The organism is Agromyces soli (assembly GCF_022811605.1).
GTDB classification, from domain to species: Bacteria; Actinomycetota; Actinomycetes; order Actinomycetales; family Microbacteriaceae; genus Agromyces; species Agromyces soli.
Genome location: NZ_CP094533.1, coordinates 356,631 through 378,303, shown reverse-complemented (window position 1 = coordinate 378,303; position 21,673 = coordinate 356,631). Strand labels below are relative to the sequence as shown.

The window sequence follows — 21,673 nt, the reverse complement described above, 5'->3', positions numbered from 1 at the left end:
CATCCATCGAAACGGAAGTCACACATGACGAACGCAACGCTTGAATCCTCGGTGCTCGACAAGGTCGAGGGCCGGCTGTTCATCGGGGGAGCCTGGGTCGACGCCGAGGGCGGCAAGACCCTCGAGGTCGCCGACCCCTCGACGGGCGACACCATCAAGGTCATCGCCGACGCCTCGCCGGCCGACGGCATCAAGGCCCTCGACGCGGCCGTGGCCGCGCAGGACGAGTGGGCCAAGGTCGCCCCGCGCCAGCGCGGCGAACTGCTGCGCCGCGCCTTCGACCTGCTCACCGAGCGCAAGGAGGAGTTCGCCCTCCTCATGACCCTCGAGATGGGCAAGCCGATCGCCGAGGCCCGCGGCGAGGTCGTCTACGGCGGCGAGTTCCTCCGCTGGTTCAGCGAGGAGGCCGTGCGCATCTCCGGCCGCTACGGCCTGAATCCCGAGGGCACCGGCCACATGGTCGTCTCGCAGCGCCCCGTCGGCCCCTCGTTCTTCATCACGCCGTGGAACTTCCCGCTCGCGATGGCGACCCGCAAGATCGCCCCCGCGCTCGCGGCCGGCTGCACCGTCGTCATCAAGCCCCCGGCCCTCACGCCGCTCACGACGATCGCGTTCGTGCAGCTGCTCGAGGAGGTCGGCCTGCCCAAGGGCGTCGTGAACGTCATCCCGACCTCGACCTCGTCGAAGGTCTCCGGCCCGATCATCGAGGACCCGCGGCTGCGCAAGCTCAGCTTCACGGGCTCGACCGAGGTCGGCCGCGCCCTCATGAAGCAGGCCGCCACCGGCATCCTGCGCACCTCGATGGAGCTCGGCGGCAACGCGCCCTTCGTCGTGTTCGAGGACGCCGACCTCGACAAGGCGGTCGACGGCGCGATGCTCGCGAAGTTCCGCAACATCGGTCAGGCGTGCACGGCGGCGAACCGCTTCATCGTGCACGAGAAGGTCGCGGCCGAGTTCTCGAAGCGCGTCGCCGAGCGCGTCGCCTCGTTCAAGGTCGGCCGCGGCACCGCGGACGACGTGAACATCGGGCCGCTCATCGACGACAAGGCCGTGGCCTCGACCGACGAGCTCGTGCAGGACGCCGTGTCCAAGGGCGCCAAGGTGCTCACGGGCGGCACCGTCATCGACGGCGCCGGCTCGTTCTACGCGCCGACCGTGCTCGGCGACGTGTCGGCCGACGCGCGCCTGCTCCGCGAGGAGATCTTCGGGCCGGTGCTCGGCATCACCACCTTCGCCGACGAGGACGAGGCCGTGCGCCTCGCCAACGACACCGAGTACGGGCTCGTCTCGTACGTCTTCACCGAGGACCTGGCGCGCGGCCACCGCATGATCGAGCGCCTCGCCACGGGCATGATGGGCCTGAACACCGGGCTCGTCTCGAACGCGGCGGCCCCCTTCGGCGGCATCAAGCAGTCCGGCATCGGCCGCGAGGGCGGCGCAGAGGGCATCCACGAGTACCTCGACACCAAGTACACGCTCATCCCGGTGAGCTGAGCGCGCGGGCGGATGCCGCGGGCTCGCGCCTGCGGCATCCGCCTTCGTGTTTCTCCGAACGAACAGAAGCAGGAACCAGGAACCATGGAACGCATCGAAACCGACGTCGTCGTGATCGGAGCCGGCGCCGCCGGCCTCACCGCCGCGACCGAGCTGAAGGCCGCGGGCAAGCGCGTCGTCGTGCTCGAGGCGCGCGACCGCGTCGGCGGCCGCCTCTGGAACGGCGACTTCGACGGGCACCTGCTCGAGATCGGCGGCCAGTGGGTCTCGCCCGACCAGGACGCCCTGATCGAGACCCTCGCCGAGCTCGGCCTCGAGACCTACTCGCGCTACCGCGAGGGTGAGAACGTCTACATCGCGGAGGACGGCGAGCGCCGCCTCTTCGAGGGCGAGATCTTCCCGGTCCCGGCGAAGACCGAGGGCGAGATCCTCGGCCTCATCGAGAAGCTCGACGCACTCGTCGCCGAGATCGACCCCGAGGCGCCCTGGGCGCACCCGCGCGCCAAGGAGCTCGACGAGATCTCCTTCGCCGAGTGGCTCGGCACGCAGACCGACGACGAGGAGGCGAAGCTCAACATCGGCATGTTCATCGCCGGCGCGATGCTGACGAAGCCGACGCACGCCTTCTCGGCGCTGCAGGCACTGCTGATGGCCGCCTCGGCGGGCTCCTTCTCGCACCTCGTCGACGCGGACTTCATCCTCGACCAGCGCGTCGTCGGCGGCCTGCAGCAGGTGCCGCTCCGCCTCGCCGAGCGCCTCGGCGACGACGTCGTGAAGCTCGAGCAGCCCGTGCGCACCATCCGCTGGTCGCCGGAGGACCCGGCCGCGGGCGTCACCGTCATCACCGACTCGCTCGAGGTCGCCGCCGAGCGCGTCATCCTCGCGCTCGCACCGATCCTGTACACGCGCATCAGCTACGACCCGCCGCTGCCGCGCCGCCAGCACCAGCTGCACCAGCACCTCTCCATGGGCTTCGTGATCAAGGTGCACGCCGTCTACGAGACGCCGTTCTGGCGCGAGCAGGGCCTCTCGGGCACCGCGTTCAGCCCCTACGAGCTCTGCCACGAGGCGTACGACAACACGAACCACGGCGACACCCGCGGCACGCTCGTCGGCTTCGTCTCCGACGAGGAGGCCGACGGCGTCTTCTCGCTCACCGCCGAGGAGCGGCAGGCGAGGATCCTCGAGTCGCTCTCGCACTACTACGGCGAGCAGGCGAAGAACCCGGTGCTCTACTACGAGAGCGACTGGGGCAGCGAGGAGTGGACCCGCGGCGCCTACGCCGCGAGCTTCGACATGGGCGGCCTCGCCCGCTACGGCGCCGACCTGCGCGAGCCGGTGGGCCCGATCTCCTTCGCCTGCTCCGACATGGCCGGCAAGGGGTACCAGCACGTCGACGGCGCGATCCGCATGGGCCGCCTCGCCGCGGCCAACATCCTCGAGGGCTGAGCGCCGCCGATGACTGCGAACACCGAGCCGGGCTACCGGATCGTCGTCGGCTACACGGCGGATGACTCGGGGGCCGACGCGCTCGCGCTGGGCGCCCGGGTCGCCGGCGCCACGGAGGCCTCGCTCGAGGTCGTCATGGTGCTGCCGATCGAGGCGCGCGGCGGCGTCGTGCCCCGCGACCCGGGGCACGAGCGCCGGGTCAAGGAGCAGGCCCAGGCGTGGCTCGCCGAGGCCTCCGCCGGCCTCGGCGGCGACGTCGAGCAGGCGCTGCACATCCGCTACGCCGACTCCTTCGCCGAGGGCCTCGTCGCCGCGGCGCACGAGTTCGGCGCGCGGCTCGTCGTCGTCGGGCCCGCGCGCGGCGGACTGTTCGGCCGCACCCGCATCGGCTCGGTGGCCTCCGAGCTGCTGCACTCGGCCGACGTGCCCGTCGCGCTCGCACCCGTCGGCGCCCGCAAGCTGCCGGTCGCAGCGGGGCTCACCCGGGTCACCGCCGCCGTCGGCGGCACGCCCGGCGTCGTGCTCGAGGCATCCGTCGCGCTCGCCCGCCGGGCGCACGCGCCCCTGCGGCTGCTCTCCCTCGTGCCCATCGACCTGCCCGCAGGCGTCGACACCGGGCTCGTGAACCTCACGAGCACGGTCGCCGCCGAGCAGGCGCTCGAGGGCGCCCGCCGCGAGCTGCCCGACGGCGTGGAGGCGAGCGCCGTCGTCGCCACCGGCCAGACGATCGAGGAGTCCGTCGGCGCGCTCGACTGGGAGCCGGGCGAGCTCGTGCTCGTCGGCTCCAGCCGGCTCGCGGCGCCGTCGCGCCTCTTCCTCGGCGGCACCGCGACGAAGATGCTCCGCGAGCTGCCGGTGCCCCTGATCGTGGTGCCCCGCGCCGCCCAGACCCCCTGACCCCACCCGAAAGACCCTGCAATGACGCACGACCCCGCGAACCAGCACCTGGCCCACGAGGCCCACTCCCAACCGCACGCCCCGAACGTCCCGCTCACCACCGCGAGCGCGACGGTCGACGGCGGCGACCCCGGCCTCTCCAAGAAGGGCCTCTCGGCCGGATCGGTCGGGCTCATCGGCGCGATCGTCATCGGCATCTCCTGCATCGCCCCGGCGTACACGCTCACGGGCGCGCTCGGCCCGACCGTGGCGGAGGTCGGCACGCAGCTGCCGGCGATCTTCCTCATCGGATTCATCCCGATGCTCCTCGTCGCGTTCGGCTACCGCGAGCTGAACAGCGCGATGCCGGACTCGGGCACCTCCTTCACCTGGGCGACGCGGGCCTTCGGCCCGTGGGTCGGCTGGATGGCGGGCTGGGGGCTCATCGCCGCGACCGTCGTGGTGCTGTCGAACCTCGCGGGCATCGCGGTGGAGTTCTTCTACCTGGCGGTGTCGCAGGTCGTCGGCTTCTTCGGCGGCGATGCCGAGGCGGTCGCCGGCCTCGTCCGCAACCCGTTCGTGAACGTCATCACCTGCCTCGCGTTCATCCTGGGTGCGACCCTCATCTCGTACCGGGACATGCAGACGACGCAGAAGCTGCAGTACTGGCTCGTCGGCTTCCAGCTGCTCGTGATGATCGGCTTCGGCGTCGCCGCGTTCTGGCACGTCGCGAACGGCACGGCGTTCGACGCGACGCCGGTCGAGCTGAGCTGGTTCAACCCGCTCGAGGTCGGCTCGTTCTCGGCGATCGTCGCGGGGCTCTCGGTGTCGCTCTTCGTGTTCTGGGGCTGGGACGTCACCCTCACCATGAACGAGGAGACGAAGGGCTCGAACTCGACGCCGGGCCGGGCGGCGACCCTCACCGTCACCATCGTCGTCGCGATCTACCTCTTCGTCGCCATGGGCGCGCTCGCATTCGCCGGGCTGGGCTCGACCGACGTCGGCCTCGGCAACCCCGAGATCCAGGAGAACGCGTTCTACTACCTCGCCGGCCCCATCCTCGGGCCGCTCGCGCTCGTGATGTCGATCGCGGTGCTGTCGAGCTCGGCGTCGTCGCTGCAGTCGACCTTCGTCTCGCCGGCCCGCACCCTGCTCGCGATGGGGCACTACGGCGCGCTGCCGAGGAAGTTCTCGAAGGTGAGCCCGCGCTTCTTCACCCCCGGCTACGCCACCGTCGTCTCGGCGATCGTCGCCGCGGTGTTCTACACCGTGATGCGCTTCATCAGCGAGGACGTGCTCTGGGACACGATCACGACGCTCGGCATGATGATCTGCTTCTACTACGGGCTCACCGCGTTCGCGTGCGTCTGGTACTTCCGCAAGACGTGGTTCCGCGGCGGCCGCAACCTGTTCTTCCGGCTCATCGCCCCGTTCGTCGGCGGCGCCATCCTCGCGGTGCTGTTCTTCACCACGCTCATCGACAGCATGGACCCGGCGTACGGCTCGGGCTCGAACATCGGCGGGGTGGGCCTCGTGTTCATCCTCGGGGTCGTCATCCTGCTCGCGGGCGTCGTCGTGATGATCTGGCAGCGCATCAAGCGGCCGGAGTTCTTCCGCAGCGAGCACCTCGCCCGCGGCGTCGCCGACCGCGACAGCTAGGCCGCACAGACTGGAGCCGCCCCGCCGACGACACTCGGCGGGGCGGCTCCGTTCGTGCTCGCTCACACAACTCAGGAACGCCCGCGCGGCGACGCCCGGGATTCCGCGGATCGGCGGATGCCTCGAGGGCCATAACCCCGGGATGTTCCTGAGTTGTGTGAGGCGAGGGGGAGGGAGGGGCGGGGTCAGGCCTCGAACTCGGTGCGGCCGGCGACGACCGTGCGCACGACGCGCGCCTCGAGCAGCGAGTCCTCGCCGAGGGCGAAGGGGTCGCGGTCGACGACGGCGAAGTCCGCCACGAGTCCCGCGGCGAGGCTGCCGCGGCGGTGCTCCTCGAGGCAGGAGGCCGCGGCGTCGCGGGTGGCGTGCACGATCGCCTCGTCGAGCGGCACCGCGAACTCCGGATGGTTCGGCGGGAACGAGTCGTCGAGGGCCGAGCGCCGGGTCGCCGCGATGAACATGTTCGGCAGCGCCTCGTACGGCGCGGTCGGCGCGTCGGTCGAGAACGCCAGGCGCACGCCGGCCTCGGTGTACTCCGGCCACGCGCAGCCGCGGTCGGCGCGCTCGTCGCCGAGCATCGCCGCCCAGTTGTCCCAGATCGCCGGGTCGGTGTGCACGGGCTGCATCGAGGCGGTCACGCCGAGGCGGGCCATCCGCGCGGGCGTCTCGGGCGCGGCGTACTCCAGGTGCTCGATGCGGTGCCGGCGCGGGCGCTCGCCGTTCACGGCGACGGCGTGCTCGATCGCGTCGAGGGCGAGGTCACTCGCGGCATCCCCGATCGCGTGGAGGGCGACCTGGAGGCCGGCGGCGTCGGCCGCGGCGACGACGGGCTTCGCCCGCTCGAGCGGCCAGATCGGCTCGGCGTTCGAGCCGTCGGCGTAGGGGAGGCGCAGCGCCGCCGTGCACGCGTCGATGACGCCGTCGAGGACGAGCTTGATGCCGCCGACCCGGAGCGTCGGGTCCCCCGCGCGCGCGGCGAGCTCGGCGGCGCGCGCCACCTGGGCGAGGTTGTGCTCGTCGTCGCCGGTGTTCTCGATGAACCAGTGCCCGATCACCGTCAGCGGCAGCGTGCCGCCGCGACGGTCGGCCGCCCGCTGGAATGCGGCGAGACCGAGCTCGTCGAAGGCCATGTCGACGACCGCGGTGACGCCGGCGGCGAGGTAGGCGGCGATGGTGCGCTCGACGGCGGCGTCGCGGTCGGCGTCCGTCGTGGCGTCGGCGAGGAAGGACCACACGTGCTGCTGCGCCGCCGTCTCGTAGAGCATGCCGTTCGGCTCACCGTCGGCGTCGCGGCCGATCCGGCCGCCGATCGGGTCGGGGGTGTCGCGGGTGATGCCGAGCTCGGCGAGCGCGGCGGTGTTCACCCAGCAGGAGTGGTAGTCGTTCGCGTCGAGGTAGACGGGCACCTCGGCGACGGCGGCGTCGATCATCGCAGCGGTCGGCTTGCCACCGGGCACCGAGTCGAACAGCCAGCCGCGGCCGAGCAGGCGCGGCGCGTCGGGCGCCGCGGCACGGGCGGCGCGCAGCCGCTCCTGGATGCTCGCGACGCTCCGGGCGTCGGTGAGGCCGACGCGGCCGAGGGCGTCGCCCATCATCACGAGATGGGTGTGCGCGTCGACGAAGCCCGGCACGACGAGGCCGCCGCCGAGGTCGATGCGCGTGGCGGCGTCGCCCGCCTCCGACTGCGCCGTCTCGGCGTCGCCGACGTAGACGATGGTGTCGCCGTCGACGACGAGCGCCTCGGCCCAGGCGGGGCCGCTCTCCGCGGCGGTGAAGATGCGGCCGTTGGTGTAGAGCGTGCGAGTCACGCGGGGACCTCCTCGGTGGTGGCGCTGGATGCCGCGGCGCGCTCTTCGCGCTGCAGCCGGGTGGAGAGGCGGGCGACGGCGACGGTCGGCACGGCGAGCACGAAGCTCGCGATGCCGAGCGCGATCGCGAAGCCCTGGAAGCTGAGCACCTCGACGAGCGCGGCGCCGATGACCGGCGTGAGGCTCGAACCGACGAGGTAGACGGCCAGCAGCGGGCCCGACCAGCGTCCGTCGGCGTCGAGCGCGGCGGAGGTCGAGACGAAGTACATGAAGGCGAGGGCGTAGATCGTGTTCCAGGCGACGAAGAGCACGATGAACGTCGTCGGGTCGGCGGCGAAGCCCTCGGCGATCTTCAGTGCGCCGCCGGCGACGAGCAGGATGCCGAGCGGTGCGGCGCGGCCGAGCTTGTCGCCGACGATCGTGAGCACGAGTGAGCCGAGGAGGCCACCGGCCGTCGCCCCGCTGAGCGCGATGCCGAGGCCCTCGGGGGTGAGGCCGGCCTGTTCGGTGCCCATGACGCCGGCCATGGCCCAGAGCGAGTCCTCGCTCGCGGCCCAGAGGGCGAAGGTGACGAGGAGCGTGAAGCCGGCGATGGTGACGGTGCGGGTGGTCGCGGCGCTGCGCGCGGGGATCTGACGCACGTGCCCGGTCGGCGGGATCTCGACCGGCATCGCCTCGGCGACGGCGGCGCCGGCCTGGGGGCCGTGCACCGGTGCGGCGGGCAGCCAGGCGCTGAGCACGAGGCCGATGAGCGAGAACAGGGCGAGCGCGCCGAACACCTCGAGCGGTGCGAGCCCGATGACCGGCAGCACGGCCAGGACGACGGTGATGATGCCGCGGTTCGCGAGCCCGTTGAAGCCGGCGACCCGGTCGGGATTGCGGAAGGCGGCGAGCGCGGCGCCGGCCGCGGCGACCGCGCCGCCCGCGCCGGCGCCGCCGATCAGCAGCCCGCCGACGACGACGCCCGGCAGGGGGAGCAGCGCCGCGGCACCGAAGCCGACGATGCCGAGTGCGAGACCGGCCCGCGCGACGAGCCGTCGGCGGGGGCCCGCGCAGAGCGGGGCGATGGCGAGGCCGACGATCGCGGTGGCGAGCAGGGCGCCGGTGACGATCCAGCTCGCGGTGAGCACGTCGGCGCCGAGCGCGGACTGGAGGGCGCCGATCATGTACGGCGAGAGGTTGACGCCGAGGTAGCCGGCGATGGCGATGGCGAAGGTCGCGCTCGCGCTGGGGAAGCGCAGCGGGACTCGCGAGGCGAGGTCGGAGTTCGACATTGGGTCTCCGGGGGAGTCTGGCACGGCGGTGTGCTGGATGGGGGAACGGTGCGGCCGCGAACCATAAATGAATGGCGTTCGTTTATTATGCAGATGGATGCCCCGGATGGGAAGACCACGGCCCGAACCGAGCGTGTAGCCTCGTTCGGATCGCCCGCGACGCCGAGAGGAGGGGCGGATGCCGCGCCCCAGAGTGCCGCTGCTGTCCGAGGACCGCATCGCCGACGCCGCGATCGAGCTCATCGACTCGGGCGACGGCTTCGGGGTGAACGCGCTCGCCCGCCGGCTCGGGGTCACCCCCTCCTCGCTCTACAACCACGTCGACGGCAAGGACGCGATCATCGAGGCGGTCCGAGACCGCCTCACCGTGCGCTACCTCACCGATCCGCCCGACGGCGGCTGGGAGACGGTCGTCGTCGACGTCATGCGCGCGCAACGCAGGATGTACGCCGCGCATCCGCTCATCGTGCCCCTGCTGGTGGGCAAGACGATCACCTCCGACCGGGTGATCGCCTCCTACGACCGGGTGGCGACGGCGCTGCTCGAGGCGGGGTTCCCGGAGGACGAGGTGCTGACCATCGTCGCCGTGCTCGACGGCTTCGCCCTCGGGTTCGGCCTCGACCTCGCCGGGCCCGAGGTGGTCTGGCTGCCGCAACGGCCCACCCGCACCCTCGGCCGGCTGGTCGAGACCGGGCCGACCGGCGCCGCACGCAGCGACCGCGTCTTCGAGGTCGGGCTGGAGCTCCTGATGGACTCGCTGCACGTCCGGCTCGCCCGCGTCGCCGGTCGCTGACGGGGCGCGGCGGCGGAGGTGTCCCCTTCCGTCCGAGGCATCCGTCCAGCTACCGTGAACGCGGGACGCCCCGTCCGCGGGCGCCAGAAGGAGACGCACCAATGGCAGCACTCGACGAGCTCATGAGCAGCCTCCCCATCGGCGACATCGCGAAGAAGCTCGGCGTCGACGAGGCCACCGCGACCCAGGCGGTCGAGCAGGCGCTGCCCGCCCTCCTCGCCGGCATGGGCGCGAACGCGCAGGACCAGGCCGGCGCCGCCTCGCTGCAGAAGGCCGTCTCGAAGCACGACCCGGCGCTCGTCGAGGGCGGCGTGAACCTCGCCGACGTCGACGAGGAGGACGGCAAGAAGATCGTGAAGAACGTCTTCGGCCAGAACACCGACCAGGTCGTCCAGGCCCTCGACCAGAAGCAGGGCGGCGGGGCCGGTGACCTCATCGGCAAGCTGCTGCCGATCCTCGCCCCGATCGTGCTGAGCTTCCTCGCGCAGCAGTTCACCAAGAAGTCCGCGGGCGGCGAGAGCCAGGGCGGCGGCATCGGCGACCTGCTCGGCGGCCTGCTCGGCGGTGGCTCGGGCGGTGGCTCGCAGGCGCAGGGCGGCGGCCTGGGCGATCTGCTCGGCGGCCTGTTCGGCGGTGGCTCGGGCGGTGGCTCGCAGGCGCAGGGCGGCGGCCTGGGCGATCTGCTCGGCGGACTCGGCGGGCTGCTCGGCGGCGGCAAGCGCTGAGCCTCCGGACACCCCGCCGTCTAGACTGGCGGGGTGTCCGTGAATCCCGAACTCGTCGGCCGGGAGTTCCCGCCGACCGCGCCGTACCTCGTCGGCCGCGAGAAGGTGCGCGAGTTCGCCCGCGCCGTGCTCGCCTCCACGCCGATCTCGCTCGACCCCGAGGCCGCCCAGGCGGCCGGCTACGCCGACGTCGTCGCTCCGCCGACCTTCGCGGTCGTCATCCAGGAGCAGACGCTCGCGCAACTGCTCGCCGAGCCCGACGCGGGCATCGACTTCTCGCGCGTCGTGCACGGCAGCCAGCAGTTCACGCAGAGCCGGCCGATCGTCGCCGGCGACCTGCTGACCGCCACGCTCGCCGTCACGAGCGTGAAGTCGCTCGGCGCCCACGCCATGGTGACGGCCGAATCCACGATCACCGACGCTGACGGCGCGCACGTCGTCACCGCGATCTCGACGCTCGTCGTGCGAGGGGAGGACTGATGGCCGCGCTGCAGACCCCGGAGTTCGCCTCGCTCGCGGTGGGCGACGTCGTCGCCGAGCAGAGCTTCGCGCTCACCCGCGACACGCTCGTCCGCTATGCGGGCGCCTCGGGCGACTTCAACCCGATCCACTACCGCGACGACGTCGCCAAGTCGGTCGGCCTGCCGGGCGTGCTCGCGCACGGCATGCTCACCATGGGCTTCGCCGTGCAGCCGGTCGTCGACTGGGCGGTCGACCCCGGCCGCGTCGTCGACTACCAGGTGCGCTTCACCCGGCCCGTGGTCGTCGACCCCGAGCTGGGCGCCGTCGTGCAGGTCGTCGCGAAGGTCGGGCAGCTGGATGCCGAGACCGCTGTCGCCCGCATCGACCTCACCGTGAAGGTCGGGGAAGAGACGGTGCTCGGCAAGGCGCAGGTGCGCGTCGAGCTCGGCGACCGCGGCGGACGATGACGGGCGGACGCTTCGCCGAGCTCACGACGCTCCGCCTCGGCGGGCCGATCTCGCGGCTCGTGACGGCGACGACGCAGCGCGACCTCGTCGACCTGCTGCACGGCGTCTGGGGCTCGGGCGAGCCCTGGCTCGTGCTCGGCGGCGGCTCGAACCTCGTCGCGGGCGACGAGGGCTTCGACGGCACGGTCGTGCGCATCGCGACGAGCGGCATCGAGGTGCTGCCCGGCGCCCCCGAGGGCTCGGTGCGGCTGCGCGTGCAGGCCGGCGAGAACTGGGACGGCTTCATCGCGTGGACCGTCGCCCACGGCTACTCGGGGCTCGAAGCGCTCTCGGGCATCCCCGGCTCGGTCGGCGCCGCGCCGGTGCAGAACATCGGCGCCTACGGCCAGGAGCTGTCGGAGGCGCTGCTCGGGGTCTGGTTCCTCGACGAGGGCGCGGACGCCCCGCGCTGGATGCCGGCCGACGAGCTCGAGCTCGGCTACCGCACCTCGGTGCTGAAGCAGGGGCTCGCCGGCGTCGTCGTCGCCGTCGAGGTGCAGCTGCACGACACGGCCGCCGAGCGCGCCGTGCTCGGCGAGGCGATCGGCCGGCCCATCGCCTACGCCCAGTTGGCCGCCGCCCTCGGCGTGCAGCCGGGCGACCGCGCGCCGGTTGCGAAGGTGCGCGAGACCGTGCTCGCCCTGCGCGGCTCGAAGGGCATGGTGCTCGACCCCGCCGACCCCGACTCGGTGAGCGCGGGCTCCTTCTTCACGAACCCGATCGTCACCGAGAAGGTGGCGCGCACGCTGCCCGCCGACGCCCCGCGCTGGTACCTCGAGCCCGAGCAGCCCGACGAGGTCGTGCCGCTCTCGCGGCTCGCCTCGCACTCTCCGCTCGACGCCTTCCTCGAGCTGCAGGCCGAGCTCGCCGCGGCAGACGATGAGCCGCCCGCCGAGACCGAGCCGGCCGAGCCGCTCGTGAAGCTCTCGGCTGCGTGGCTGATCGAGCAGGCCGGCATCCGTCGCGGCTTCGCCCTGCCCGGCTCGCGCGCCGCGGTCTCGTCGAAGCACACCCTGGCGCTGACGAACCGCGGTGGGGCCACGGCCGCCGAGCTCGCCGAACTCGCGCGCTACGTGCGGCACCGCGTGCAGGCCGAGTTCGGCATCGTGCTGCACCCGGAGCCCGTGCTCGTCGGCGTCGAGATCTAGCGGCCTCGATCGCGGCGCCCGACCACGCCTCGCGGCTCAGCCGGTCTCGCCGCCGAAGGCGCGGCGGGTGAGCGCCTGCACATCGCGGTCGATCGTCGCCAGCTCGGTGCGGAGCTCGGCGGTCGCCCGCCCGATCTCGGCGCGGAACAGCGAACTCAGATGCACGGTCTGCCAGCTCATCATGCCGATGACGACGCTCGCGAACACCCCGATGAGCACCCAGCTCTGCACCTCGGTCATCTCGCCCTCCTCCTGTTTCGGCCCCCGGTGTTTCGACCCTACGCGATCGCCCGAGCGCCGTCGGGCTCGGGCGTGAAGCTGTGGAGCGTTCCGTCACCGGCGGCACTGGGGAGGAGCAGGCGGGCTAGGCTCGGCGGGTGGACCGCAGCGACTTCATCGAACACCGCCGCCCGGACGGCGAGCTCGTCGGCTGGCTGCGCCCCGAGGGCGAGGGCTTCGTGCCCGTCGACCTGCTCGGGCGCGAGCACGGCGGCGCCGTCGATTGGCTCGACGGCGAGACGCTGCTCGAGGAGCTCGGCATCCGCTACCTCGCCGACCCCTACGTGCTGCGCCTCGAGAACGGCACCGAGCTGCGCGTGCGGATCACCGAGGTGAGCACCCGCGGCATCGTCGTGAAGAAGGACGACTTCGGCGCGATCGACGCACCGCTCGTCCGCTACGAGCTGGCGTGGCCGATGCCGCCGGAGCTCACGCCGCTCGGCGAGCGGGAGCTGCCCGCCGCCTGGTGACCGCGCCGGGCGCGCTCGCCGCGGCGGATGAGTCCGACGATGCCGAAGAGCGCGATCACGACGCCGACGGCGATCACGCCGGAGAGCACGAGCACGAGCGGATGCACCGAACCGAGCCAGTCGCCCACGGCGTCACGCCGCTCGGGCGAGACGAGCAGCCACATCGTGGTGCCGGCGATCGCCAGGAAGAGCAGCGCCCAGACGAGCGCGCCCCAGCGGATCGTCGGCCCCTCGACGGGGGCGGACGGCGCATCGGCCTCGACTCGCGATTCGGCAGCGGGCGCGGCGGGCGGCGTCGGCGGCACGGGCGCGAGCACCAGCGTCTCGGCGGTCGCGGCGGGCGTGAGCACCTCGGCCTCGGCGGTCGCGGCGGGCGCGAGCACCTCGGTCTCGGCGCGCTCCTCGGCCTCGGCGTTCGTCTCGGCCTCGCGGTCCGGGGTCGGCTTCGTCATCCCTGCATCTCCGATCGGATCTCGACGTACACGGCGCCCGTCCACTGGCGCAGCACGAGCTTGGCGTCGATGGGGGCGTCGTCGTCGGCCACGCCGTCCGGCCCGCCGACGACGATGGGGCCGCCGCTCGTGTCCGGTCCGAGCGTCACCAGCTCGCCCTGCCCGTTGGTGACCCAGATGCTGAGCCCACCGGCCCCCGCGGTGTCGAGCAGCAGCCGGTCGTTCTCGTCGATCGACACCCACGCCTGCCCGATGCCCTGCGAGAGCTCGACGACGGGCGCGGAGGCCGGCGCCCCGAGCGGGGTGTAGAGGCTCAGGTAGGCGTCGCCGACCGGCTGCACGAGTCGCTGCGAGCTCGCGAGCGAGATGGAGGCGTTGGGCCCGATCAGGCGGCCGGACGGCAGCGTCGCCGCGATCGCGGTCGCGGCGAGCATGACGAGGGTCGTCGCCGAGGCGAAGAAGGCGAGCCAGCCGCTGCGGCGCCGGCGCAGGGCGGCGATCACCATGGCCGCGGCGAAGACGCACACGGCGGTCGCGAGCGAGAGCGGCACGGCGAAGCCGTCGGTGTTGGTGCTCGACATCGCGGCGATCGCGGCGACCGCGCCGCCCACGATCGCGAGGCCGAGCGCGGTGAACACGAACGCGGCGCTCGCCCGCGGACGGCTCGCCCGCCGGGCGGCGCGCGCCGCGTCGGCCCGGGCCATGAGCTCGCGGGCCTGCGCGCGGTTCTCCTCGGCGGCGGCTGCGCGGGCGCGGCGATCGGCCTCGGCCTGGCCAGCCCGCCACTCGGCGTGCTCGGCGCGCCACGCGTCGTGGCTCTGCCGCCAGGCGCCGAGCTCCTCGCCGGAGGCGTCCGGGCTCGGCTCGAGCGGCGGCGCGGGCGGCGGGGCGGGCGCGGGCGGTGCCTCCCCGGCGAACGCGGCGGTCGCGGCGGAAGCGGATGCCTCGGATGCAACCGCGGACCCGGTCCCGGTCTCGGCGGGAGCCGACTGCGCCGGGGCCGCCTGGGCCGGGGCATCCACTCCGCCGGTGGCGCTCGCGCGCCGGACGAGCCACACCACGAGCGCGGCGAGCCCGCCGAGCAGCAGCAGCACCCAGAACAGCCGCAGCGGCACCGAGAGGTCGACGCCGAACAGCGGGTCGGGGAGGGCGGGCAGATCGGGCCACCAGCGCCAGCCGAGCCAGCCGCCCTGCACGAGCGGGATGATCCCGACGACGGTCAGCACGGCGATGCCGGCGAGGGCCGGGTCGACGACCCCGCGGAAGAGCTGTTCGAGGTGGATGCGCCCCTCGAGGTCGGGCAGCAGCAGCCAGGCGGCCGCGTAGATCAGGAGGAACGGCGCACCGAGCACGGCGAGCACGACGACGATGCCGCGCACGATGATCGGGTCGAGGCCGATACGGGCGGCCACGCCGGCGCAGACGCCGCCGATCCAGCCCTCGCGGCGCGGCACCCCGGCCCGGCGCAGATCGGCGAAGAAGCCGCTGCCCGGGCCGCCGTTCGGAGCCGAACCGCCCGCTCCGCCACCGGTGCCCCGGCCGTCGGTCGTGCGTTCCCCCTGCTCGTCCCGCGGCGCCTCGGCGTCCGGGGGAGCGGTGCGATTCGTCTCCATGCCTCGATCGTGGCGCACCCGGCGTCCCGCCCGCGATGGGGTGAACCCCTGATTCGACCCTGAACGGGGCCCAGGGGCGGCCGGGCCGACGCCCCGGTCTGCTTGGATGGCAGGCATGAGCACCGCCCCCGCGGCGGGCGACGACCGCGTCGTGCCCCGCCTCGCCCGCCCGCGCGACTGCGTGGCGACGGGCGTCGCCGCCGGCCTCGCCGAACACCTCGGCTGGCCCGTCGCGCTCGTGCGCCTCGGCTTCGCGCTGACGAGCCTCGTCGGCGGGGCGGGCCTGCTGCTCTATCTCTGGCTCTGGGCGCTCACGCCCTGGCAGCCGGGCGAGCAGGCGCCGAAGCGTCGGGCGCCCGTCGCGTGGATCCTGCTCGCGGCCGCCGCCGTGCCGCTCGGCCTCGCCGCCGTCTCCGGCGGACCGCCCACCGGCGGACCCGCCTGGTTCTGGCCCGCGCTCGCGGGCGTGGGGCTCATCGTCGCGGCATCCGCCTGGGCGGGCTTCCTCGACCGGCCCGACGCCGACCGCGGCCCGCGGCACGAGTTCGCCGTGCGGATCGTCGCGACGGTCGCCCTCGCCCTCGTCGCCGTCGTGATCGTGTTCGGGCCGGCCGCGAGCGAGGCGCCGCGGCCCGCCTTCGCCGTCGCCCTCGCCGCGGTGGCCGGCATCGCCCTCGTCTACGCGCCCACTCTCGTGACCCGGTTCCGGGAGCTCAGCGAGGAGCGCACCCGCCGCATCCGCGAGGAGCAGCGCAGCGAGATCGCCGCGCACCTGCACGACTCCGTGCTGCAGACGCTCGCCCTCATCCAGAACCGGGCCGGCGCGACGAGCGAGGTCGCCCGCATCGCCAGGGCGCAGGAGCGGGAGCTGCGCGAGTGGCTCTTCGCGGGCGACGCCGTGCCCGACCGCGACCTCGGCGCCGAGCTCCGCGAGGTGGCCGCCGTGCTCGAGATCGAGTACCCCGTGAGCGTCGACGTGGTCGTCGTCGGCGAGCAGCGCGAGCGCGCCTCGGGCGAGCTCGCCGCCGCGAGCCGGGAGGCGATGCTGAACGCGGCGCGGCACGCGGGCGGTGAGGTCTCCGTCTACGTGGAGGGCCGCCCGGACGCCGTCGAGGTCTTCGTCCGCGACCGCGGCGAGGGCTTCTCGCTCGAGGACGTGCCCGCCGACCGGCTCGGCGTGCGGCAGTCGATCGTGGGCCGGATGCGCCGCGCGGGCGGCGAGGCCGAGGTCGGCCCGGGCGTCGGCGGCGTCGGCACGCAGGTGCGACTGCGGATGCCGGCGGCGGCGCCCGGCGAAGGGGGAACACGTGGCTGAGGCATCCGTCCGGGTCGTCGTCGTCGACGACCACTCGATCTTCCGCTCCGGGCTGAAAGCCGACCTCGACGCCTCGATCGACGTCGTCGGCGAGGCGCACGACGTCGAGTCGGCGCTCGCCGTCGTCGTCGAGACCGCGCCCGACGTCGTGCTGCTCGACGTGCACCTGCCCGGGCTCGCCGTGCCCGCGGGCAGCACGGGCGGCGCCGAGGTGATCCGGCGGGCCGCGCCCGAGCTGCCCGCGACGCGCTTCCTCGCGCTCAGCGTCTCGGACAAGGCGGAGGACGTCGTCGGCGTCATCCGCGCCGGCGCCCGCGGCTACATCACGAAGGGCTCCTCCGGCGGCGAGGTGAGCCGGGCGGTGCACGCCGTGGCCACCGGCGACGCGGTCTTCTCGCCGAAGCTCGCGGGCTTCGTGCTCGACGCCTTCGGTGCGGCGGTCGGCGAGACGGCCGTCGCGGGCGACGAGCTCGACCGGCTCTCCGCGCGCGAGCAGGAGGTGATGCGGCTCATCGCCCGCGGCTACGCGTACAAGGAGGTCGCGGCCGAGCTGTTCATCTCCGTGAAGACGGTGGAGACGCACGTCTCGGCGGTGCTCCGCAAGCTGCAGCTCTCGAGCCGCCACGAGCTCACCGCCTGGGCGACCGCCCGCCGCCTGCTCTGAGCCGCCCCACTCCGACTTGCCCGACTTTCATGAAAGTCGGGCAAGTCGGAGTGGGGAGCGGGTCGCGGGTCGCGGAATGTGACGTGACGAAATGTGACCGTCACGGGAATCCGGGTACGGTCGCAGGGTGACCAGCTCCGCCTTCCCATCAGAGCCCGCCGCAGCCCACCACGACCCCAGCGCCCGTGAGGCCGTCAGCGACCGCATCGACCACGAACTCCGCGCCGAGGTGCGCCTGCTCGGCAGCCTCCTCGGCACGGTGCTCGCCGAAGCCGGCGGCCCCGCCCTCCTCGACGACGTCGAACGCCTCCGCGCGCTCACGATCGCCGCGTACGAGGGCGAGGGCGCCTCCCTCGAGGACGCCGAGGCCCTCGTCGCCGCCTTCACGCCCGCGCGCGCCGAGGAGGTGGCCCGCGCGTTCACGGTGTACTTCCACCTCGCGAACCTCGCCGAGGAGCACCACCGCGTGCGCGTGCTCCGCACCCGCGACGGCGCCGACCTCGACGCCCCGGCCGAGTCGCTCGGCGCGGCCTACGACCACCTCGTCGCCGAGATCGGCGAGGATGCCGCGGCCGAACGCCTGCGCCGGCTGCGCTTCCACCCCGTGCTCACGGCCCACCCCACCGAGGCCCGGCGCCGCGCCGTCGCCTCCGCGATCCGCCGCGTCGGCGAGCTGCTCGCCGAGCGCGAGGAGCTGCTCCGGCTCGCCCCGGCCGCCGATCCCGCCGAGCTCGACCGCCGCCTCGCCGAGCAGATCGACGTGCTCTGGCGCACCTCGCCGATCCGCACCACCCGGCCCACCCCGCTCGACGAGGTGCGCAGCGCGATGAACGTCTTCGACCAGACGCTCTTCGAAGTCGTGCCGCGCGTGTACCGCCAGCTCGACGACCGCCTGCAGGGCCGTGAGGCCGGGCTCGCGCCCGCCGTCGCCCCCGCGTTCGTGCGCCTCGGCAGCTGGATCGCGGGCGACCGCGACGGCAACCCCTTCGTCACCGCCGAGACGACCGCTGCCGCCGCCGGGATCGCCGCGGAGCACGTGCTGCTCGGGCTCGAGCGCGCCGCCACCCGGGTCGGCCGCAGTCTCACCCTCGCCGAGGACGGCACGCCCGCCTCGCCCGAGGTGCGGGAGCTCTGGGCCGCCCAGCAGCGGCTCGCCCCCGAGGTGACGGCCGGCATCGGCACGCGCGCGCCCGACGAGCCGCACCGCCGGGTGCTGCTCGTCATCGCCGCGCGGCTCCGCGCCACCCGCGAGGGCGACGCGACGCTCGCCTACGGCTCGCCCGAGGAGCTGCTCGCCGAGCTCCGCCTCGTGCAGGCCTCGCTCGCCGCGGCCGGCGCCCACCGCAGCGCGAACGGCGAGCTGCAGGGGCTCGTCTGGCAGGTGGAGACCTTCGGCTTCCACCTCGCCGAGCTCGAGGTGCGCCAGCACTCCGAGGTGCACCGCCGCGTGCTCGCCGAGCTCGCCGAGGCCGAGCCTGGCGCCGAGCGCAGCGAGCTCGCCGCCGAGGTGCTCGCCGTGTTCCGCACGATCGCCGAGCTGCAGCGCCGCGGCGGGCTGCGCGCCGCCCGCCGCTACATCGTCTCCTTCACGCAGAGCGCCGACGACCTCGCGAACGTGTTCCGGCTCGCCGAGGCCGCGCTCGGCGACGAGGCCCCGGTGCTCGACGTCATCCCGCTGTTCGAGACCTTCGCCGACCTCGAGGCGTCGACCGACATCCTCGACGGCATGCTGCAGCTGCCCCAGGTGCAGCGCCGCCTCGCCGAGACGGGCCGGGCGGTCGAGGTCATGCTCGGCTACTCCGACTCCTCGAAGGACGTCGGCCCCGTGGCGGCGACGCTCGCCCTCGACGCCGCGCAGGCGCGCATCGCCGCCTGGGCGGAGCGGAACGACATCGAGCTCACCCTCTTCCACGGTCGCGGCGGCGCGCTCGGCCGCGGCGGCGGGCGCACGAACGAGGCCGTGCTCGCGCAGCCGCCGGGCTCCGTCGACGGCCGGTTCAAGGTGACCGAGCAGGGCGAGGTCATCTTCGCCCGCTACGGCGACCCCGACATCGCCGCCCGCCACCTCGAGCAGATGGCCGCGGCCACGCTGCTCGCCGGCAGCCCCGAGAACGAGCAGCGCAACCGCGAGGCGGGCGCCCGCTTCGCCGGGCTCGCGGCCCGGCTCGACGAGGCCTCCCGCGCCCGCTTCTTCGCGCTCGTCAAGGCGGAGGGCTTCGCCCCCTGGTTCGCCCGCGTCACGCCGATGGAGGAGGTCGGGCTGCTCGCCCTCGGCTCCAGGCCCGCCCGCCGCGGGCTCTCGGTGTCCTCGCTCGAGGACCTGCGGGCCATCCCGTGGGTGTTCGCCTGGACGCAGGCGCGGATCAACCTCACCGGCTGGTTCGGGCTCGGCACCGCGCTCGCCGCGGTCGGCGACGAGGAGCTGCTGCGCCGGGCGTACCGGGAGTGGCCGCTGTTCGCCTCGATGATCGACAACGTCGAGATGTCGCTCGCGAAGGCCGACGACCGGCTCGCCGAGCGCTACCTCGCCCTCGGCGACCGGGAGGAGCTCGCCGCGCTCGTGCTCGACGAGCTCGCCCTCACCCGCGAGTGGGTGCTGCGGGCGAGCGGGCACGACGAGCTGCTCGCCGAGCAGCCGGTGCTGCAGCGGGCCGTGCGGTTGCGCAGCCCCTACGTGGACGCGCTGTCGCTCCTCCAGCTGCGGGCGCTCCGTGCGGTCCGCGAGGAGCAGACCGCCGGCGCGACGCCCGACGAGCACGAGCTGCGGCTGCTGCTGCTCGCCGTGAACGGGATCGCCGCCGGCCTGCAGAACACGGGCTGAGCCGGCGCCCGCGGGAGCTCGGGCTCAGAGCAGCCCGAGCTCCATCGCGCGGGTCACGGCGCGGGTGCGGTCGTTCACGCCGAGCTTCTCGAACACGTGCGTGAGGTGCGTCTTCACCGTCGCCTCGCCGATCACGAGCGTGCGGGCGATCTCGGGGTTCGAGCTGCCGGCCGCGACGAGCCGCAGCACGTCGAGCTCCCGCGGCGAGAGGGCCTGCGGCGGGGTCGTCGCGCCTCCGGCATCCGCCCGCATCCGCCGCACGAGCTGGGCCGCGACCGAGGGCGCGAGCACCGTCTCGCCCGCGACGACGGCGCGGATGCCGGCGAGGATCTCGTCCTGCGGCGCCGCCTTCAGCAGGTACCCGGCGGCGCCCGCCTCGATCGCCTCGACGATGTGCTCGTCGGTGTCGTAGGTCGTGAGCACGAGCACCCGCACGCCGCCGCCCTCGGCGAGGATGCGCGCGGTCGCCCGGGCGCCGTCGAGACCGGGCATGCGCAGATCCATGAGCACGAGCGCGGGAGACAGCTCGGTTGCGAGCGCGACGGCCTCGAGCCCGTCGGCGGCGACGCCGACCACCTCGATGCCCTCGGCGCTCTCGAGCAGCCCGACGATGCCGGCGCGCACGATGGGGTGGTCGTCGGCGACGACGACGCGGATCGGCGCGGTCATGCGGTGCTCCCTTCGCTCAGAACGCGGTCGGATGCCTCGACGGGCAGTTCGACGCGGAGCTCGGCCCCGCCGCCGGGAGCCCCGCCGAACTCGACCCGGCCGCCGGCGAGGGCGACCCGGTCGCGGAGCCCCGCGAGCCCGAAGCCGGGCGGATCGTCCGGGCCCGGGCCGACGCCGTCGTCGCGCACGACAAGCCGGACCATCCCGCCCGCCGCCTCGACGGCGAGCGCCGCGTGCGCCGCCCGCGCGTGCTTGCGCACGTTCGCGAGGCCCTCCTGGGAGGCGCGCAGCAGCACGACCTCGAGCTCCCGGTCGAGGCCGGGCGCGCGCACGTCGAGGGCGACGGCGACGCCCGTCTCCCGTTCGAAGCCGGCGGCGAGCCGACCGAGCGCGTCGGCGAGGCTCGTGTCGAGCGCGATGGGGGAGACCGCGGCGACGAGGCCGCGCGCCTCGGTCAGCGCCTCGCGCGCCATCTCCTCGATGAGCCCGAGGTCGCCGCGCGCGGCCGGCACGTCGGGCGACGCGGCGTCGAGCCGCCGCTCGGCGCGCTGGGCGAGCATGACGAGGCCGGTGAGGCTCTGCGCGATCGTGTCGTGGATCTCCCGGGCGAGCCGCGCCCGCTCCTCGGTGACGCCCGTTTCGCGGTGCATCGCCGCGAGCTGCCCCTGGGCGGCCTGCAGCTCGGCGAGCAGCCTGGCCCGCTCCTCGCCGACCTCGGCGATCCGGGTGATCCACAGGCCGAGGGCGAGGCTGAACGCGAGCGACAGCGCGCCGACGCCGAGGCCGGGGAGCACCCCCGTCGGTCCGAGGCCGACCGCGTAGCCGGCGGCGACCGCGACCCCGAGCAGCACGTTGCCGATGATCGCGCGCGTCGTGGACGGCGCCGTGATCCAGAGGAACGGGTAGGCGAAGGCCTGCAGCGTCGCCGCGCCGGAGTCGAACGCCGTGCCGGCGAACACGACGGCGACGAGGATCGCGGTGATCGCGATGTGATGCCGCGGGTCCTCCGAGCCGATCCGCCACCTGAGGTAGCCGACGTAGACCAGGAGGAACGCCGCGACGACGGCCCAGCTGCCCCAGTCCCGCGGGCCGTACGGCGGGAAGACCAGGCCGAAGGTGACGACGACGGCCGACACCGCGAGGGCGGCGAGGTCCCACCAGCGGCGGTTCAGCATTCCGTCATGCTCTCACGGGGC

Annotated in this window: 20 protein-coding genes; 13 read left to right on the top strand and 7 right to left on the bottom strand. The window is 74.0% G+C overall.

The annotated features are described in order from the left end of the window. Positions 1-24 precede the first annotated feature (24 nt). From MTP13_RS01850 to MTP13_RS01835, 4 genes are all read left to right on the top strand, one after another. Positions 25-1,494, top strand: a complete 1,470-nt coding sequence (locus tag MTP13_RS01850) for an NAD-dependent succinate-semialdehyde dehydrogenase (protein WP_189085601.1) — start codon at positions 25-27, stop codon at positions 1,492-1,494. 84 nt (positions 1,495-1,578) lie between these two features. Then, a complete protein-coding gene (locus tag MTP13_RS01845) occupies positions 1,579-2,943 on the top strand; it encodes a flavin monoamine oxidase family protein (RefSeq protein ID WP_243569367.1) in 1,365 nt (454 codons plus the stop codon). Positions 2,944-2,952: 9 nt separating this feature from the next. Continuing rightward, positions 2,953-3,840: a universal stress protein gene (locus MTP13_RS01840; RefSeq protein ID WP_243569366.1), complete on the top strand. Its 888-nt coding sequence runs from the start codon at positions 2,953-2,955 to the stop codon at positions 3,838-3,840. Positions 3,841-3,861: 21 nt separating this feature from the next. Continuing rightward, positions 3,862-5,478 (top strand): APC family permease, encoded by a 1,617-nt coding sequence (locus tag MTP13_RS01835; RefSeq protein WP_243569365.1) that lies wholly within the window; start codon positions 3,862-3,864, stop codon positions 5,476-5,478. Positions 5,479-5,663: 185 nt separating this feature from the next. Here MTP13_RS01835 and MTP13_RS01830 read toward each other — a convergent pair whose 3' ends face one another. Beyond that, positions 5,664-7,286 carry an amidohydrolase gene (locus MTP13_RS01830; RefSeq protein ID WP_243569364.1) on the bottom strand — a complete coding sequence of 541 codons (1,623 nt, stop codon included), beginning with the start codon at positions 7,284-7,286 and terminating at the stop codon, positions 5,664-5,666. Further along, complete coding sequence (locus MTP13_RS01825; RefSeq protein WP_243569363.1) at positions 7,283-8,560, bottom strand: MFS transporter; 1,278 nt, start codon at positions 8,558-8,560, stop codon at positions 7,283-7,285. The genes MTP13_RS01830 and MTP13_RS01825 overlap by 4 nt, the downstream gene beginning before the upstream one ends. Positions 8,561-8,738: 178 nt before the next feature. Here MTP13_RS01825 and MTP13_RS01820 point away from each other — a divergent pair, with 178 nt between their 5' ends. From MTP13_RS01820 to MTP13_RS01800, 5 genes are all read left to right on the top strand, one after another. Then, positions 8,739-9,353 (top strand): TetR/AcrR family transcriptional regulator, encoded by a 615-nt coding sequence (locus tag MTP13_RS01820; protein ID WP_243569362.1) that lies wholly within the window; start codon positions 8,739-8,741, stop codon positions 9,351-9,353. A gap of 101 nt (positions 9,354-9,454) precedes the next feature. Continuing rightward, the gene (locus tag MTP13_RS01815; protein WP_243569361.1) at positions 9,455-10,078 is read left to right on the top strand and encodes a DUF937 domain-containing protein; all 624 of its coding nucleotides are present in this window, start codon (positions 9,455-9,457) and stop codon (positions 10,076-10,078) included. Between the two features lie 33 nt (positions 10,079-10,111). Further along, positions 10,112-10,558, top strand: a complete 447-nt coding sequence (locus MTP13_RS01810) for an FAS1-like dehydratase domain-containing protein (protein ID WP_243569360.1) — start codon at positions 10,112-10,114, stop codon at positions 10,556-10,558. Beyond that, positions 10,558-11,007: a MaoC family dehydratase gene (locus MTP13_RS01805; protein WP_243569359.1), complete on the top strand. Its 450-nt coding sequence runs from the start codon at positions 10,558-10,560 to the stop codon at positions 11,005-11,007. Before MTP13_RS01810 ends, MTP13_RS01805 begins: the two co-directional genes overlap by 1 nt. Further along, positions 11,004-12,194 (top strand): UDP-N-acetylmuramate dehydrogenase, encoded by a 1,191-nt coding sequence (locus MTP13_RS01800; protein ID WP_243569358.1) that lies wholly within the window; start codon positions 11,004-11,006, stop codon positions 12,192-12,194. The genes MTP13_RS01805 and MTP13_RS01800 overlap by 4 nt, the downstream gene beginning before the upstream one ends. A gap of 36 nt (positions 12,195-12,230) precedes the next feature. Here the strand turns inward: MTP13_RS01800 and MTP13_RS01795 are convergent, their stop codons facing one another. Next, positions 12,231-12,434: a hypothetical protein gene (locus MTP13_RS01795; protein ID WP_230768129.1), complete on the bottom strand. Its 204-nt coding sequence runs from the start codon at positions 12,432-12,434 to the stop codon at positions 12,231-12,233. Between the two features lie 137 nt (positions 12,435-12,571). On the opposite strand from MTP13_RS01795, the gene MTP13_RS01790 reads away from it, so the two are divergent. Continuing rightward, entirely contained in the window at positions 12,572-12,943 is a 372-nt protein-coding gene (locus MTP13_RS01790; protein WP_243569357.1) for a hypothetical protein, read from the top strand. Here MTP13_RS01790 and MTP13_RS01785 read toward each other — a convergent pair. After that, complete coding sequence (locus MTP13_RS01785) at positions 12,871-13,395, bottom strand: hypothetical protein (RefSeq protein ID WP_243569356.1); 525 nt, start codon at positions 13,393-13,395, stop codon at positions 12,871-12,873. The genes MTP13_RS01790 and MTP13_RS01785 overlap by 73 nt on opposite strands. Continuing rightward, on the bottom strand, positions 13,392-15,008 hold the full coding sequence (locus tag MTP13_RS01780; RefSeq protein ID WP_243569355.1) for a PspC domain-containing protein: 1,617 nt from the start codon (positions 15,006-15,008) through the stop codon (positions 13,392-13,394). Before MTP13_RS01780 ends, MTP13_RS01785 begins: the two co-directional genes overlap by 4 nt. A gap of 115 nt (positions 15,009-15,123) precedes the next feature. On the opposite strand from MTP13_RS01780, the gene MTP13_RS01775 reads away from it, so the two are divergent. The 3 genes from MTP13_RS01775 (at position 15,124) to MTP13_RS01765 (ending at position 19,808) form a co-directional block, all read left to right on the top strand. Beyond that, positions 15,124-16,323, top strand: a complete 1,200-nt coding sequence (locus tag MTP13_RS01775) for an ATP-binding protein (RefSeq protein WP_243569354.1) — start codon at positions 15,124-15,126, stop codon at positions 16,321-16,323. Next, positions 16,316-16,987, top strand: a complete 672-nt coding sequence (locus tag MTP13_RS01770) for a LuxR C-terminal-related transcriptional regulator (protein ID WP_189085617.1) — start codon at positions 16,316-16,318, stop codon at positions 16,985-16,987. Before MTP13_RS01775 ends, MTP13_RS01770 begins: the two co-directional genes overlap by 8 nt. A gap of 127 nt (positions 16,988-17,114) precedes the next feature. Beyond that, positions 17,115-19,808, top strand: coding sequence for a phosphoenolpyruvate carboxylase (locus tag MTP13_RS01765; protein ID WP_424221803.1), 2,694 nt, complete (start codon positions 17,115-17,117; stop codon positions 19,806-19,808). Positions 19,809-19,832: 24 nt separating this feature from the next. Here MTP13_RS01765 and MTP13_RS01760 read toward each other — a convergent pair whose 3' ends face one another. Beyond that, entirely contained in the window at positions 19,833-20,477 is a 645-nt protein-coding gene (locus MTP13_RS01760; protein ID WP_243569353.1) for a response regulator, read from the bottom strand. Then, positions 20,474-21,652: a sensor histidine kinase gene (locus MTP13_RS01755; protein ID WP_243569352.1), complete on the bottom strand. Its 1,179-nt coding sequence runs from the start codon at positions 21,650-21,652 to the stop codon at positions 20,474-20,476. Before MTP13_RS01755 ends, MTP13_RS01760 begins: the two co-directional genes overlap by 4 nt. Positions 21,653-21,673: the final 21 nt, after the last annotated feature.

Bases quoted from the DNA above. Each gene is read 5' to 3' on its own strand.
- MTP13_RS01850 (WP_189085601.1), top strand. From the start codon at position 25: ATGACGAACGCAACGCTTGAATCCTCGGTGCTCGACAAGGTCGAGGGC.
- MTP13_RS01845 (WP_243569367.1), top strand. From the start codon at position 1,579: ATGGAACGCATCGAAACCGACGTCGTCGTGATCGGAGCCGGCGCCGCC.
- MTP13_RS01840 (WP_243569366.1), top strand. From the start codon at position 2,953: ATGACTGCGAACACCGAGCCGGGCTACCGGATCGTCGTCGGCTACACG.
- MTP13_RS01835 (WP_243569365.1), top strand. From the start codon at position 3,862: ATGACGCACGACCCCGCGAACCAGCACCTGGCCCACGAGGCCCACTCC.
- MTP13_RS01825 (WP_243569363.1), bottom strand. From the start codon at position 8,560: ATGTCGAACTCCGACCTCGCCTCGCGAGTCCCGCTGCGCTTCCCCAGC.
- MTP13_RS01820 (WP_243569362.1), top strand. From the start codon at position 8,739: ATGCCGCGCCCCAGAGTGCCGCTGCTGTCCGAGGACCGCATCGCCGAC.
- MTP13_RS01815 (WP_243569361.1), top strand. From the start codon at position 9,455: ATGGCAGCACTCGACGAGCTCATGAGCAGCCTCCCCATCGGCGACATC.
- MTP13_RS01805 (WP_243569359.1), top strand. From the start codon at position 10,558: ATGGCCGCGCTGCAGACCCCGGAGTTCGCCTCGCTCGCGGTGGGCGAC.
- MTP13_RS01800 (WP_243569358.1), top strand. From the start codon at position 11,004: ATGACGGGCGGACGCTTCGCCGAGCTCACGACGCTCCGCCTCGGCGGG.
- MTP13_RS01795 (WP_230768129.1), bottom strand. From the start codon at position 12,434: ATGACCGAGGTGCAGAGCTGGGTGCTCATCGGGGTGTTCGCGAGCGTC.
- MTP13_RS01785 (WP_243569356.1), bottom strand. From the start codon at position 13,395: ATGACGAAGCCGACCCCGGACCGCGAGGCCGAGACGAACGCCGAGGCC.
- MTP13_RS01780 (WP_243569355.1), bottom strand. From the start codon at position 15,008: ATGGAGACGAATCGCACCGCTCCCCCGGACGCCGAGGCGCCGCGGGAC.
- MTP13_RS01775 (WP_243569354.1), top strand. From the start codon at position 15,124: ATGAGCACCGCCCCCGCGGCGGGCGACGACCGCGTCGTGCCCCGCCTC.
- MTP13_RS01760 (WP_243569353.1), bottom strand. From the start codon at position 20,477: ATGACCGCGCCGATCCGCGTCGTCGTCGCCGACGACCACCCCATCGTG.
- MTP13_RS01755 (WP_243569352.1), bottom strand. From the start codon at position 21,652: ATGCTGAACCGCCGCTGGTGGGACCTCGCCGCCCTCGCGGTGTCGGCC.